General features: G+C 71.5%; 15 protein-coding genes. 4 read left to right on the top strand and 11 right to left on the bottom strand.

Annotation, left to right across the window (positions count from 1 at the left end):
• Positions 1-247 precede the first annotated feature (247 nt).
• Positions 248-1,588 (top strand): DUF2252 domain-containing protein, encoded by a 1,341-nt coding sequence (locus ACFVYS_RS39680; RefSeq protein WP_389510187.1) that lies wholly within the window; start codon positions 248-250, stop codon positions 1,586-1,588.
• 21 nt (positions 1,589-1,609) lie between these two features.
• Here ACFVYS_RS39680 and ACFVYS_RS39675 read toward each other — a convergent pair whose 3' ends face one another.
• Together ACFVYS_RS39675 and ACFVYS_RS39670 are read right to left on the bottom strand one after the other, a co-directional pair.
• Positions 1,610-2,353, bottom strand: coding sequence for an alpha/beta hydrolase (locus ACFVYS_RS39675; RefSeq protein ID WP_389510185.1), 744 nt, complete (start codon positions 2,351-2,353; stop codon positions 1,610-1,612).
• A gap of 9 nt (positions 2,354-2,362) precedes the next feature.
• The gene (locus ACFVYS_RS39670) at positions 2,363-2,869 is read right to left on the bottom strand and encodes a DUF1269 domain-containing protein (RefSeq protein WP_389510183.1); all 507 of its coding nucleotides are present in this window, start codon (positions 2,867-2,869) and stop codon (positions 2,363-2,365) included.
• A gap of 167 nt (positions 2,870-3,036) precedes the next feature.
• Here ACFVYS_RS39670 and ACFVYS_RS39665 point away from each other — a divergent pair, with 167 nt between their 5' ends.
• The gene (locus tag ACFVYS_RS39665; RefSeq protein WP_389510181.1) at positions 3,037-3,318 is read left to right on the top strand and encodes a hypothetical protein; all 282 of its coding nucleotides are present in this window, start codon (positions 3,037-3,039) and stop codon (positions 3,316-3,318) included.
• Between the two features lie 34 nt (positions 3,319-3,352).
• Here the strand turns inward: ACFVYS_RS39665 and ACFVYS_RS39660 are convergent, their stop codons facing one another.
• The 5 genes from ACFVYS_RS39660 to glnA form a co-directional block, all read right to left on the bottom strand.
• The gene (locus tag ACFVYS_RS39660) at positions 3,353-3,958 is read right to left on the bottom strand and encodes a hypothetical protein (RefSeq protein ID WP_389510179.1); all 606 of its coding nucleotides are present in this window, start codon (positions 3,956-3,958) and stop codon (positions 3,353-3,355) included.
• Positions 3,959-3,960: 2 nt separating this feature from the next.
• Entirely contained in the window at positions 3,961-4,881 is a 921-nt protein-coding gene (htpX, locus tag ACFVYS_RS39655; protein ID WP_389510177.1) for a zinc metalloprotease HtpX, read from the bottom strand.
• A gap of 232 nt (positions 4,882-5,113) precedes the next feature.
• Entirely contained in the window at positions 5,114-6,424 is a 1,311-nt protein-coding gene (locus tag ACFVYS_RS39650; RefSeq protein WP_389510175.1) for a hypothetical protein, read from the bottom strand.
• 10 nt (positions 6,425-6,434) lie between these two features.
• Entirely contained in the window at positions 6,435-6,692 is a 258-nt protein-coding gene (locus ACFVYS_RS39645; RefSeq protein WP_389510173.1) for a hypothetical protein, read from the bottom strand.
• 140 nt (positions 6,693-6,832) lie between these two features.
• Positions 6,833-8,242 (bottom strand): type I glutamate--ammonia ligase, encoded by a 1,410-nt coding sequence (glnA, locus tag ACFVYS_RS39640; protein ID WP_020126711.1) that lies wholly within the window; start codon positions 8,240-8,242, stop codon positions 6,833-6,835.
• A 197-nt stretch (positions 8,243-8,439) separates the two neighbouring features.
• Here glnA and ACFVYS_RS39635 point away from each other — a divergent pair, with 197 nt between their 5' ends.
• Positions 8,440-8,907 carry an RDD family protein gene (locus tag ACFVYS_RS39635; protein WP_362272364.1) on the top strand — a complete coding sequence of 156 codons (468 nt, stop codon included), beginning with the start codon at positions 8,440-8,442 and terminating at the stop codon, positions 8,905-8,907.
• Between the two features lie 87 nt (positions 8,908-8,994).
• On the opposite strand, the gene ACFVYS_RS39630 is transcribed toward ACFVYS_RS39635, so the two are convergent.
• The 4 genes from ACFVYS_RS39630 to lipB form a co-directional block, all read right to left on the bottom strand.
• Positions 8,995-9,696 (bottom strand): DUF4191 domain-containing protein, encoded by a 702-nt coding sequence (locus ACFVYS_RS39630; protein WP_389510171.1) that lies wholly within the window; start codon positions 9,694-9,696, stop codon positions 8,995-8,997.
• 77 nt (positions 9,697-9,773) lie between these two features.
• Positions 9,774-9,974 (bottom strand): hypothetical protein, encoded by a 201-nt coding sequence (locus ACFVYS_RS39625; protein ID WP_389510169.1) that lies wholly within the window; start codon positions 9,972-9,974, stop codon positions 9,774-9,776.
• A 297-nt stretch (positions 9,975-10,271) separates the two neighbouring features.
• The gene (gene lipA, locus ACFVYS_RS39620; RefSeq protein WP_389510167.1) at positions 10,272-11,237 is read right to left on the bottom strand and encodes a lipoyl synthase; all 966 of its coding nucleotides are present in this window, start codon (positions 11,235-11,237) and stop codon (positions 10,272-10,274) included.
• A gap of 116 nt (positions 11,238-11,353) precedes the next feature.
• The gene (gene lipB / locus ACFVYS_RS39615) at positions 11,354-12,151 is read right to left on the bottom strand and encodes a lipoyl(octanoyl) transferase LipB (protein ID WP_385256591.1); all 798 of its coding nucleotides are present in this window, start codon (positions 12,149-12,151) and stop codon (positions 11,354-11,356) included.
• A 246-nt stretch (positions 12,152-12,397) separates the two neighbouring features.
• Between lipB and ACFVYS_RS39610 the strand changes: the two genes are divergently transcribed.
• Positions 12,398-13,918 (top strand): regulator, encoded by a 1,521-nt coding sequence (locus tag ACFVYS_RS39610; protein WP_389510165.1) that lies wholly within the window; start codon positions 12,398-12,400, stop codon positions 13,916-13,918.
• Positions 13,919-14,056 lie beyond the last annotated feature (138 nt).

Raw genomic sequence — 14,056 nt, 5'->3', positions numbered from 1 at the left:
ACTCGTCCCTGCCCGCCATCCTTCCCGACGCCACTGACAATCGGGTCCCGACGCCCGTCACGCCCACGGCAACCGAGCCCCCGGGGGCGCGCCAGGACCGCCGAGGCGCCCGGGGCCGCCGGGCGCGCCGGCTGTCACCCGTTCGACGTACCCGACATGCGGACGCTCCCCTCCCGGCCTTCACTGCGAACAGGAGGCCGGGAAATGTGGTGAACCGGGAGGCGGATGTGGTGCGAAGGCGACGCGGATGACCACCCCCACCGACCGTGCCCGACGCGGCCGGGACGCCCGCAAGCGCGTCTCGCGTTCCGCCCACGCCCTCTGGGTCCCGTCCGTCGACCGGCCCGACCCCGTCGCCGTGCTGGAGCGGCAGGGCCGGGACCGGCTGCCCGAGCTGCTGCCGATCCGGTACGGGCGGATGGCCGCCTCACCGTCCGCCTTCCTGCGCGGCTCCGCCGCCCTCATGGCCGCCGACCTGGCGTCACAGCCGCACACCGGACTGACCGTGCAGCTGTGCGGCGACGCCCACCTGCTCAACTTCGGGCTGTACGCCTCCCCGGAGCGGGGCCTGCTCTTCGATCTCAACGACTTCGACGAGACGTTCCCCGGGCCCTTCGAGTGGGACGTCAAACGGCTGGCCGCCTCCGTCGCGGTGGCCGCCCGCGAGAACGGCCACCCCGAGCCGAGGGTGCACCGTGCCGCCCTGGAGGCCGTGGCCGCCTACCGCACCGCCATACGCCGGCTGTCCCGGCTCGACGAGCTCGCCGTCTGGTACGAGCGCATCGACGCCGAACGGCTGCTGCCCCTGCTGCGCGCCGCCCGGCGCCGCGGAAGGGCCGGGGGCAGCCTCACCCGCGCCCGCCGCCGCACCAGCCTCCAGGCCCTCGACAAGCTCACCGAGGTCGTCGACGGCCGCCGCCGCATCATCCACGACCCGCCGCTCATCGAACCCGCCGGCGCCTCCGACGGCGCCGCCCTGCGCAAGATCTTCAGCGACTACCGCTCCACCCTCACCGAGGAACGCCGTCTGCTGCTGGACCGTTACCGCTTCGTCGACGCCGCCCGCAAGGTCGTCGGCGTCGGCAGCGTCGGCACCCGCTGCTTCATCGTGCTGCTCGCCGGGCGCGACACCGACGACCCGCTGTTCCTCCAGATCAAGGAGGCCCGCGCGTCCGTCCTGGAGGAGCATCTGCCCAGCGGCCCGTACGTGCATCCCGGCCACCGGGTCGTCGCCGGGCAGCGGCTGCTCCAGGCCGCCGGGGACGTCTTCCTGGGCTGGATGACCGGGCCGCAGAGCCGCGCCTTCTACTGGCGTCAGCTGCGCGATCTGAAGAACTCCGGCGGCGTCGCCGGGATGTCCCCGGCCGACCTCGCGGCGTACGCCCGGCTGTGCGGCACCGCCCTGGCCCGCGCCCACGCCCGGTCCGGCGACCGCGTCGCCATCGCCGGCTACCTCGGCGGTGCCGACACCTTCGAACGCGCCGTCGCCGACTTCGCCCTGGCCTACGCCGACCGGACCGCCGCCGACCACGCGATCCTGGGCGCGGCGGTCGTGGCGGGCGTGGTGAGCGCGGCGCCGGGCGTCTGAGCACCGCGAGGCGCCCGGCGGTCAGGGACGCGTCGCCGTCCACCCGCGCTCGTCCGGCCCGGCCAGCACGGCGGTCACGAACTCGCGCCGATCGTCCGCGTGGTCCTGGAACCACAGGCCCAGCCGGTGTCCCGCGGCGGGCAGTTCGAACCTCGTGTACCGGGCGCGGACGGCGAGCGCCTCCTGGACCGCCGCGGTCACCTGCGGCGGGATCACCTCATCGGTGCCCGGCACGGCGAGTACCGCCCGGCCCTCGTACGCGCGCAGCACGTCGAGCGCGGGCGCCTCCCGCCAGCTCCCGGGCCTGCGGATGATCGCGCTGAACTCCCCGTCGCCCTCGCCGAAGGGAACGTCCCAGGCCCGGGCCGCGTACACCGCGGGCGCGCACAGGCCCAGGGCCGTGACCCGGTCCCGGTAGAACGCGGCCAGGTCGGCCACCGTCTGCCCGCTCATGCTGAACCCGACGAGCACCAGGGTCCCGTCCACCGGGACGTACGCGTCGATCACGGAGACCGCCTGCTCGAAGCGTCGGCGCAGGCTCAACTCCCGAAGCTCGCCGCTGCTTTCGCCATGTCCGGAGAAGTCGAGGGCGAGGGCGCGGCAGCCGCGGCCGGTGAACTCGTCGGCCAGCGGCAGGAGTCGCTCCTTGCTGCCGTTGCCGGCGCCGTGCAGCAGAACGGCGGTGACCGTTCCCGGACCACCGCCGTGCACCCCGCTGAGCCGCTCACCGTCGTACGCGTGCGTGAAGGGAGACAGTTCGCTCATGGGCCCCATTCACTCATGGGCGGGTTCCGCCCGGGCCGCCTCGATCGCCTCGCGCAGGTGCTCCTCCTCGACCTTGCTCAGCGAGGTCTGCACCAACTGGCCACCGAACGGGGTGAGTTCCGGGATCACCTTGTCCTCGGCCGCGTGCTTCACGAGGACGAACAGGGCCGCGGCGCCCGGGCGCAGGTTCTGGCTGAGGTCCTTCATGAAGTTGTCGTTGATGCCCGTGTCGGTGAACGCGCCCCCGGCCGCACCGGCCGCCGCGCCCACCGCCGCGCCGAGCAGCGGAGCCAGGAAGAGCAGCCCGATCACCCCGCCCCAGACGGCGCCGCCGGCCGCGCCCACCGCCGTGTGGTTCACCGCCTGGTGCAGCTTGATCCCGCCGTCGTCGCGCCGCTCGACGACCACCGCGTCCTCCAGCTCGACCAGATGCTGCGTCGACAGCTCGAACAGCTTCTCGCGCACCTGGTTGGCGGTGGCGAGGTCGTCGTAGGCGACAACGAAGAGATTGCTCATCCGGACACCCCTTTTGGTGGTCGTCGGCATGTCAAGTCCGTTTCGCCCGACTCTAGGCCCGCGGAAAAGGAGATGCACGTTGAGTGACGGACTCCGTACGCTGAAGGCACCAACCCACCCCCCTCGCCACGCACAGTCACCGTCCCTGCCCAGGAAGGAGGTACACCATGGGCACCGTCGTTCTCTCCGGGGCCGTCGTCCTGGTGGTCCTGGGATTCGGAAACCCGCTCTACTGGCTCGCCGCGGCCGGCGTGCTGTTCCTGTACGTGCGGTACGGGCTCGACTCGTCCACGCCGCCCGCGCCCGGCCCCGCGCCGAGCTCGGGAACCGCGCCGACGTCGTACAAGGCGTACCGCGACCGCCGTGACAAGCAGGCCAAGTGGGAGCGCCGCTACCGTCGCGAGCGCCCCCTGGAGTACCGCCGTCAGGAGCGCGAGCGCGGCAAGTAGGAAGGTGAGCGGGTGGGCAGGCCGTCCGGTCCGCCTAGAGGCCGGGGGCTCCCCACACCGGGAACCAGCGGCCCAGGTCCTGCTCGATCCGCAGGTCGCCCGTGAGGGCGGCCTGCACCTGCAGCTCCAGTGCGCCGTCGCGCCGCTGCCCCGGACCGGGCAGCGGCGCGAACGGGTAGAACGAACCCCGCTTGTACAGGTACACGAGCGCCAGCCGGCGACCGCCCGCCTCCTCCGTCCCGCCCCGCTTGTCCTCGAACCCGGCGAGGGAGCACAGCAGCTGCGGCCCGAAGCCGTTGACCTCCATCGCGCTGTTCACCGCGTGCAGGTCGTTGACCAGCAGCGGCAGCTGGTCGGGGGTGCGCCGCGAGAGCAGCCAGGAGTAGCCGTAGTCGTCCCGCACGAGCCGCACCGGGGGACCGGTGCGCTCGGTGTCCGCGTCGAGGAGCGCCTGTACCTCGCGGTGCGTCTGCTCGAAGGCCGAGCCCTCGACGGTCGCGAAGCACACCGCACCCTGCCCGGTCGGGGTGAACCCGGCCGCCGCCTCCAGCGTGACGGCCGCCGAAGGCAACGCGAACAGCTGGTCCAGGTCGGGCACGACCGGCTTGGTCCGGCCGAGCAGGATGTCCAGCAGCCCCATGATCAGCCCGCCTTCCCCGGCGCGGCCGCCTCGCCCAGCTCGGCGGAGATCCGCCCCAGCTGCTCGAGCCGTTGCTCCAGGCTCGGGTGGGTCGAGAACAGCCCCGCCACCCCGGGCTCCGAACCCAGAGCCGGGGTGAAGTAGAAGGCGTTGAAGGCCTGGACCGTCCGCAGGTCCTTCGTGGGGATACGGGCCAGGTCGCCGGAGACCTTCGTCAGCGCGGAGGCCAGCGCCGAGGGGCGGCCGGTCAGCTGCGCCGCCGCCCGGTCCGCCGCCAGCTCCCGGTAGCGGGACAGGGCCCGGATGAGCAGGAAACTGATCGCGTACACGGCCGCCGAGACACCCATCACGGCGGCGAAGACGACCGCGGCGTTCTGGTCCCTGCGCGCGCCGCCGAGCACCTGCGAATAGAACGCGAACCGCACGATCAGGCCTGCGATCACGCCCAGGAACGACGCGACCGTGATCACCGCCACGTCCTTGTGCGCGACATGCGACAACTCGTGCGCGAGCACGCCCTCCAGCTCGGCCGGCTCCAGCCGGGCCAGCAGCCCGGTCGTCACGCAGACCACCGCGTGGTCGGGATTGCGCCCCGTCGCGAACGCGTTCGGCATGCCCATCTGCGAGACGGCGACCACCGGCTTGGGCATGTCCGCGATCGCGCACAGCCGGTCGATCACGGCATGCAGCTCGGGATACTCCTCGCGCTCCACGACCCGTCCACGCATCGCGAACAGCGCGACCCGGTCGGAGAACCAGTACTGCGCGCCCAGCATCGCCACCGCGACGACCGCGACCAGCACCCACGACTTCAGCAACACGATCAACGCGGCGACGAACGCCACGTACAACAGTCCGAGCAGGAACAACGTGACCGTCATCCGCACGGTCAGCCGTCGGTCGCTCCGGAAACGGCTCTGCATCTGCATCACCCCGCAGTCAGGCACTCGCCCCACTGCCAGTGTGCACCGCGCCACCCCCATGAACGGTCCCCGAACGAACCTAGGCGGAGCAAAGGCTCCCCGAACCCGCCCGCCGCGACCACCGACGCGGATCCACCCCCGGCCCAACCCCCGAGCCAGCTCTCAAGCCAACCCCCTCAAGCCAACCCCCGATCCGCCTCCCATCCGCATCCGCATCCGACCCGCCCCGGTCTCAGCGTCGTGCGGCCCGTGTCGCCCGCAGCCGCAGTTTCTCGTCGGGATCGGCCTGCAGCGCTGTCAGGGCCCGCTGCCCCGTGGCCCCACCCCGCTCCGCCAGCAAACGGAACGCGGCGATCCGCGTCGCCCGTGGCCACCCGGTGCCCAGCCGTTCGACGAGCCACTCCTCCGGCAACAGCGCTGCCGAGGGCAGCACCGCCGCGGTCACCTCCCGCACCACTCCCGGCGCCGGATCGTCGAGCATCGGCGACAACCGCCGCGCGTCGCCCGCGTCCAGCACCCGCAGCCCCGCCACGGCCCGCGCCCGCACGCCCGGAACCGGATGCCGGACCAGCGACCACAGCACCTCGGCGTCGCTCCGCTCCCCGCACTCCGCGAGCCCGGCGGCGGCACCCGGCGGCAGGTCGGGATCGCCCGGCTCCGCGCACCGCTCCCGGTACCAGGGCAGCGGATCGCCCCCGTGCTGCCGTACGACATACCGCGCGCAGGCCCGCACGAGCTCCGCCCGGTCGGCCAGGAACCCCACGGCCTGCTCCGCCCGCCCAGCCCGCCGCAGCGCGGTCACCCCGGCGCAACGGACCCGCGGGTTGCGCGCTGCGAGCAACGGCAGGAGTACGTCGCCGGGGTCCTCGTCGGCCATGGCGGCCACGGCGGCGTCGGCGCACAGGTTCTGGACGACGGTGTCGTCACCCTGCGCGGCGACGCGGGCCAGCTCGCTCGGGGAGAAAAGGCCCTCCTCGACGGCCCTCCTGTACGCGTACCGCCGCACGGAGCGATCGGCGGCGGTGTACAGCGTCGTCAGGCCCTCAGGAGGTGCCTCGCGCAGCAGCTTGTCGGCCAGGCCGACGGCGAATTCGCCCCGCTCCCGACGTCCGACGCGCAGGATCAGGGACAGGAGGGTCACGGCCCGCCCGGCGTCGAGCACTTCGCCCAGCCGCAGCCGGGCCTGTTCACGTACGGGTTCCGCCCAGTCGGCGCACCGCACGACCAGAAGCGGCAGCAGATCGGGGTGCCCGTCCATCCGCCACAGTGCCGCCGCCCGGATCCGGCCGTCCCGGTGGCACAGCGCGAGCGCGAGCTGCGATTCGCTGAGCGGCTCGCCGGCGTGCATGGCAGCGATCAGCAGGCGTCCGGCCTCGTCCCACTCCCATTCCGGCAGGTAGTGCGCGCCCCAGTGGATCGGTCGGACGCCCGCGTCCAGTGCCGTCCAGGCGGCTGGAGCACCGCAGTCGAGCGCCTCCCGCAGGGGTACTCCGCGGGCGAGCCGCACCGCCGCCGCCGACCCGCCCCTGATGTCCTCCCGCACTTCCCGCACCTCAGTACTGCGCCCGGAACCGCGTGTATCCCAGCAGCAGGATCACCGCGGCCACGCAGCCCAGCACGAGCGTCGTCGACAGCCAGGACGAGCGGGGCGATGCCATCCGGTCCGGGTCGGCGCGGAACGGGACCGGCCCGGGTGGGTTCTCCTTCCAGCGGGCGGCCAGCATCCTGGCCCGCGCCGAAGGTTCCTTGTGCGCCGCGTCGCCCGCCCACTTGAGGTCGAACTCCCGCTCCACATCATCCTGTTCGGGCATTCCCGTCGCTCCCCCGTCACCTCTGTCGACGTCTTCCAGTCGAACAGCAGTGCCAGAAACCATACGACGACGCCCCCGTCCCTGAGAAACAGGAACGGGGGCGGACCCGAAGGCTCACGGACCTGGCGGCCCGAGGTCGATCACACGTCGTAGTACAGCTCGAACTCGTGCGGGTGCGGGCGCAGCTGGAGCGGGGCGATCTCGTTGGTGCGCTTGTAGTCGATCCACGTCTCGATCAGGTCGGACGTGAAGACGTCACCGGCGAGGAGGAACTCGTGGTCCGCCTCGAGGCGGTCGAGGACGGCCGGGAGCGAGGTCGGGACCTGCGCGACGCCCGCGTGCTCCTCGGGGGCCAGCTCGTAGAGGTCCTTGTCGATCGGCTCGGCCGGCTCGATCTTGTTCTTGATGCCGTCCAGGCCCGCGAGCAGCAGGGCGGAGAACGCCAGGTACGGGTTGCCGGAGGAGTCGGGCGCGCGGAACTCGACGCGCTTGGCCTTCGGGTTGGAGCCCGTGATCGGGATACGCATGGCCGCGGAGCGGTTGCGCTGCGAGTACACCAGGTTGACCGGGGCCTCGAAGCCCGGGACCAGACGGTGGTAGGAGTTCACCGTCGGGTTGGTGAAGGCCAGCAGCGACGGGGCGTGCTTGAGGATGCCGCCGATGTAGTAGCGGGCCATGTCCGACAGGCCCGCGTAGCCGGCCTCGTCGTAGAACAGCGGGGAACCGCCGGTCCACAGCGACTGGTGGACGTGCATGCCCGAGCCGTTGTCGCCGAAGATCGGCTTCGGCATGAAGGTCGCGGTCTTGCCGTTGCGCCAGGCGACGTTCTTCACGATGTACTTGAAGAGCTGGAGGTCGTCGGCCGCGGCGAGCAGCGTGTTGAACTTGTAGTTGATCTCGGCCTGGCCGGCGGTGCCCACCTCGTGGTGCTGGCGCTCGACCTGGAGGCCGGACGCGGCCAGCTCCAGGGAGATCTCCGCACGCAGGTCGGCGAAGTGGTCGACCGGCGGGGTCGGGAAGTAGCCGCCCTTGTAGCGGACCTTGTAACCGCGGTTGTTCTCGAGCGCACCGGTGTTCCAGGCGCCGGCCTCGGAGTCGATGTGGTAGAAGGACTCGTTCGCCGAGGTCTGGAAGCGCACGCTGTCGAAGACGTAGAACTCGGCCTCGGGGCCGAAGTACGCGGTGTCGGCGATACCGGTCGACGCCAGGTACGCCTCGGCCTTCTTCGCCACGTTGCGCGGGTCACGGGAGTACTGCTCGCCCGTGATCGGGTCGTGGATGAAGAAGTTGATGTTCAGCGTCTTGTCGCGGCGGAAGGGGTCCACGCGCGAGGTCGACAGGTCGGCGCGCAGCGCCATGTCGGACTCGTGGATGGCCTGGAAACCGCGGATCGACGAGCCGTCGAAGGCCAGCTCCTCGTCCGGGTCGAACGCCTCGACCGGCAGCGTGAAGTGCTGCATGACGCCCGGCAGGTCGCAGAAGCGGACGTCGACGAACTTGACGTCCTCGTCCGCGATGAACTTCTTGGCCTCGTCGGCGTTCTGGAACATCCAGCTCCTCCTACTCCCGGCCGTCGAGCCGGGGTGGTAGTTCGTTCGTGCGGCCAGTGCGGTGGCACACGCTGACATCGACCCTAGGGACGGGTGATTTCTCGGGCGTGACCCATTTGTTTCGCACAAGTTAACCGGAGCCTGCCCGGTGTACCCCACCTGTCCGTATCGCGAAACGGGCGCAGTACCGTGGTCGGGTGGACAACAGGGATGCAATCGGCTCGTGGCTCTCGGGCCCCCGCGCAGCCGCTGAGGAAGCCGGTGTCGACTTCGGATACAGGGGTGAGCAGCTCGGTCTGCCGGAGGACGGGCCGGGCTCGATCGCCCGCCCCGGCCGGCGGCTCGGTGCGCTGGCCGTGGACTGGGGTTTCGGCGTCTTGATCGCATACAGCTTGATCACGGACGGCTACCGCCCGGCGACAAGCAACTGGGCCTTGCTGGTCTTCTTCGTGCTGAGCGTCCTGACGGTCGGCACGGTCGGCTCCACCCCGGGCAAGCGCCTGTTCGGCCTGCGTGTGGTGTCCGTCGAGACCGGCGCGGTCAGCCCCCTGCGCGCCGTGGCGCGCACGATCCTGCTCTGCCTGGCCGTCCCGGCCCTGATCTGGGACCGCGACGGCCGTGGCCTGCACGACCGCCTGGCCCGCACCGTGGAGGTCCGGATCTGAGGTCCGGTACGGCCGGCGGGTTCCGGTACGACGAAGGGGGCGCCCGGAGTGATCCGGGCGCCCCCTTCGTGACGTGGGGAAGGTGACTCAGCGGGCCTTGCCGCCGCCCTTCGGCAGGCGCATGCCCTTCGGCATCGGACCCTTCGGCAGCGGCATGTTGCTCATCAGGTCGCCCATGGCGCGCAGCCGGTCGTTGGTGGCGGTCACCTGCGGGCCGGCCAGGACCCGCGGGTACTTCAGCAGGGTGGTGCGCAGCTTCTTCAGCTCGACCTGGCCCTCGCCCGTACCGACGATCACATCGTGCACCGGCACATCCGCGACGATGCGGTTCATCTTCTTCTTCTCGGCGGCCAGCAGGCTCTTCACCCGGTTCGGGTTGCCCTCGGCGACCAGGACGATGCCGGCCTTGCCGACGGCCCGGTGCACCACGTCCTGGCTGCGGTTCATCGCCACCGCGGGGGTCGTCGTCCAGCCCCGGCCGATGTTGTCGAGGACGGCCGCGGCAGCGCCCGGCTGGCCCTCCATCTGACCGAAGGCGGCGCGCTCGGCCCGCCGTCCGAACACGATCGCCGTCGCGAGGAAAGCGAGCAGGAAGCCCAGGATTCCCAGGTAGACCGGGTGACCGATCAGGAATCCGATCGCGAGAAAGACGCCGAAGGTGATGAGGAAGACACCCGCAAGGACAAAACTGATCGTCTTGTCGGCCTTGTGGGTCATCTTGAACGTCAGGGCGATCTGCTTCAGTCGCCCGGGGTTAGCGGCGTCCGCCGCACTGTCACTTCTCGCCATGCCACGAAGTCTACGTGGCCCCGGAAGCGCCTACGACGGCAGGAGGGGAGGTGTGGGGAGGGGTGGGGAGGGGTGGGTCAGGGGCGGGCGGCGGTGACCGCTTCGAGGACGCGCTGCGCCTCGACCCGGTCCTTGGCACGACGGCGGTCCTCCAGCACGGAGGTCCAGGCGTTGCGACGGGCGGTGCGCTGGCCGCTGCTCATGAGCAGCGACTCGACGGCGCGCAGTGCGGTGCTGAAGGTCGGGATCGCGGTGGCGCGAACGGGCGCGGCCTGCATGGTGGGTGTTCCCCTCGGACGGCTTCGGGTATGGGGCAGGGGTGATGCGGGATGGCGTGGTGCACGTGACGTGATACCAGCGTCACTGTTTGGTGTTACCAGGGCGTGACCGACCGGTCAAACACGAATGAAGCCTTGATGCGCAGGGCCGAAACGCTGACGCGACCCCGGCGTACGCCCTCATCTGCGAGGACGGCCGGGGCCGCGTCATATCGGTCACTACTGGCGAGTAGTATCTTGTGCGCGAATTCACACAGTCGGCCTGCGACCGTACGGCGCAAGAGGGCTGACGTCGCGTCAGACGGCCTGCGAGGCGATGAACGCGCCGCGCTTCTCGACGGCCATCCGGTACAGGCGCCCGGCACGGTAGGAGGACCGTACCAGCGGACCCGACATCACGCCGGAGAAGCCGATCTGCTCGGCCTCCTCCTTCAGCTCCACGAACTCGTGCGGCTTGACCCAGCGCTCCACCGGGTGGTGGCGCACGGAGGGCCGCAGGTACTGCGTGATGGTGACCAGCTCGCAGCCGGCGTCGTGCAGCTGCCGAAGCGCCTCGCCGACCTCCTCACGGGTCTCGCCCATCCCGAGGATCAGGTTCGACTTGGTGACGAGCCCGTAGTCGCGGGCCGCCGTGATGACGTTTAGTGAACGCTCGTAACGGAAGCCGGGGCGGATCCGCTTGAAGATCCGCGGGACGGTCTCGACGTTGTGCGCGAAGACCTCCGGCCGCGAGGAGAAGACCTCGGCCAGCTGCTCCGGAACGGCGTTGAAGTCGGGGGCGAGCAGTTCCACCTTCGTACGCCCGGTCTCGCGCTCGGCGGTCTGCGCGTGGATCTGCCGGACGGTCTCGGCGTACAGCCAGGCCCCGCCGTCCTCCAGGTCGTCGCGGGCGACGCCGGTGATGGTGGCGTAGTTCAGGTCCATCGTGACGACGGACTCGCCGACGCGCCGCGGCTCGTCACGGTCCAGGGCCTCGGGCTTGCCGGTGTCGATCTGGCAGAAGTCGCAGCGCCGGGTGCACTGGTCGCCGCCGATCAGGAAGGTGGCCTCACGGTCTTCCCAGCACTCGTAGATGTTGGGACAGCCGGCTTCCTGGCACACGGTGTGCAGGCCCTCGCTCTTCACGAGGTTCTGCATCTTGGTGTACTCGGGACCCATTTTCGCCCGGGTCTTGATCCACTCGGGCTTGCGCTCGATGGGGGTCTGGCTGTTGCGGACCTCCAGGCGCAGCATCTTGCGTCCGTCGGGTGCGACTGCGGACACGTCGGCTCCCTGCCTGTCTGCGTAGACTTTCGATTCTTCGGCGTACACCAGGGTACGCCCGTGTTTACCGGGTTCTGCTGTGAGGCCAACCTCAGAGCCGACGGGCCCATTCCCGGTCAGGCGGTCGCCTTCTCGATCTCCCGCGGCTTCGGTTCCGCGGCTTCGAGGACGTCCTTCAGGTGCCGCTCCACCACCGGCAGCACCTCGTCGATCGTGACGTCCCGGCCCAGCTCGTTCGCCAGCGAGGCGACGCCCGCGTCCCGGATCCCGCACGGGATGATCCGGTCGAACCACTTGTTGTCCGGGTTCACGTTGAGCGCGAAGCCGTGCATCGTGACGCCCTTGGCGACCCGGATTCCGATCGCCGCGATCTTGCGGTCCTCGCGCCGTTGGCCCGCGTTCGAGGGGGCGTACTCCGGGCCGTTCAGCCGCGGGTCGAACTCCTCGTCGGTGAGCCGGGGGTCGAAGTCCAGCGACAGCCCGCCGAGCGACGGGCGCCGCTCCACCGGATCGCCGAGCACCCACACCCCGCTGCGGCCCTCCACCCGGGAGGTCTCGAGGCCGAACTCCGCGCACACCCGGATCAGGGCGTCCTCCAGGCGCCGCACATGGGCGACCACGTCCACCGGCCGCGGCAGTTTCAGGATCGGGTAGCCCACCAGCTGTCCCGGCCCGTGCCAGGTGATCTTGCCGCCGCGGTCCACGTCCACGACCGGGGTGCCGTCCAGGGGGCGCTCGTCGTCGGCGGTGCGCCGACCCGCCGTGTACACGGGGGGATGCTCCAGGAGCAGCACGGTGTCCGGAACCTCGTCGGTGAACCGCGCCGCGTGCACGCGGCGTTGCTCGTCCCACGCCTCCTGGTACACGACGGCGTCCCCGCCGAACCCCATCCGGACGAACCGCAGCTCGCTCACGGCAAGCGCCTCCCTGGAAAGTCGTCAGGCGCGTCAGGCGCCCAAGCCACTGTACGTCCGCGCGTTCCGCGTCAGCCCCGGGGTCAATCCTCACACGATCGGATGAATGAACGTCGATATGTGCGACCGGCTGCTCACGCTCCGCTACATTCGCGCCGTTCGCGAGGCCAAAAGGGCTGCTCACCGCAGCAGGGCACTTCATCCGGGCACGTCAAAAGGCCCGGCAGGCAGGAGACCGCACCGCAGATGACGGAACGACCCGCGCAGCGCACTCCCAACCGCCAGCTCGCCGCGCTCATCGCAGAAGCGGGCTTCTCCAACGCGGGACTGGCCCGTCGCGTCGATCAGCTCGGCCTCGAACACGGGCTGGATCTCAGATACGACAAGACGTCCGTCACCCGGTGGCTGCGCGGGCAGCAGCCCCGGGGCACCACCCCCGCGCTCATCGCCGAGGTCTTCACCCGGCGGCTGGGCCGTCGCCTCACCGCCCAGGACCTCGGCCTGGACGCCTGCGCCCCCGTCTACGCGGGCCTGGAGTTCGCCGGTACCCCCGAGGAGGCCATCGACATCGTCGGCGGGCTCTGGCGCAAGGACTCCGGCAGCCATGCCGAGCTCCGCAAGATCGCCTTCACCCCGGCGGGACTCGTCGTGCCGAGCCGTGACTGGCTGATCGGGCGGGCCGACGAGAAGGTCGCCCGCAGCGAGCCGCCCGCCCGGGTGCCCGTCCAGAGCCGGTCGGGGCCCCGGCCCGCCGCACCCCAGCAGTCCGCCTCCGCGCCGCTCGTGGTGGCGCCGGCCCAGGTGCTGCCGGGACCGGCGGCCGTCCCCCGGCAGCGCGGCCAGGGCGGCGAGCGGGGCCTCGGCCAGCGGGTCACCGGCGGCGACATCTCCGCGCTCCGCTCGGTCGGCGAGCTCTTCCGCACCCTCGACGACCGGTACGGCGGCGGTCACGCCCGCCAGGCCCTCGTGCGCTACCTGGAGCACGAGTGCGAGCCGATGCTGCGCGGCGCCTACGGCGAGCAGACCGGCCGCCGGCTGTTCGGCGCGGCCGCCGACCTGACCCGCCTCGCGGGCTGGACCTCCTTCGACATCGCCGCGCACGGCCTGGCCCAGCGCTACTTCGTCCAGGCCCTGCGCCTCTCGCAGGCGGCCGGGGACCGGGCGTACGGCTCCTTCGTGCTCGTCACGATGAGCCGCCAGGCCGTCTACCTCGGCCACGGACGCGAGGCCGTGCAGCTCGCGCGGGTGGCCCAGCAGGGCGTCGGCACGGGCGCCCCCGCCGTCGTGCAGGCGCTGCTGCACTCGGCGGAGGCGCGCGGGCACGGGGTGCTCGGCGAGGTGCGTGCCTCGACCGCCGCCCTCGTCCGCGCCGAACGCGCGCTGGAGGCGGCCAAGTCCGGCGACGAGGTGCCGCACTGGGCGCGCTTCTTCGACGAGGCGCAGCTCGCCGACGAGTTCGGGCACTGCCACCGCGACCTCCAGCAGTTCCGGGCGGCCGCCCAGCACGCCGAACGCTCCCTCCAGCTGCGTCCCGCCGCGCACGCCCGCAGCCGGCTGTTCTGCCGGGTCGTCCTCGCCTCGGCCCGGCTCGGCCTGGGCGAACTCGACCAGGCCTGCCAGCTGGCCGCGGAGGCCGCCGGACAGGCGGCGGAGATGCGGTCCGTCCGTGCGCTGGAGTATGTGCGGGACTTCGAGCGCAGGCTGGAGCCGTACAAGGACGCGGCCCCGGCCCGCACCTACCGCGACAAGGTCGCGGCCCTGGCCTGACCCTCATCCCCGGGGCTCCGCCCCCAGACCCCCGTATCGGCCCTGAACGGGCCTCGTCCTCGAACGCCGGACGGGCTGGAGTGCCTGGCCGTCGCCTTTCCACTGACCGAGACGGGTGGTGGGTGGGCATGGGCCGGG

Source organism: Streptomyces sp. NPDC058295 (genome assembly GCF_042880655.1).
GTDB classification, from domain to species: Bacteria; Actinomycetota; Actinomycetes; order Streptomycetales; family Streptomycetaceae; genus Streptomyces; species Streptomyces coriariae.
The sequence above is the reverse complement of the archived record's forward strand: the minus strand, read 5'-3'. Positions and strand labels throughout refer to the sequence as shown.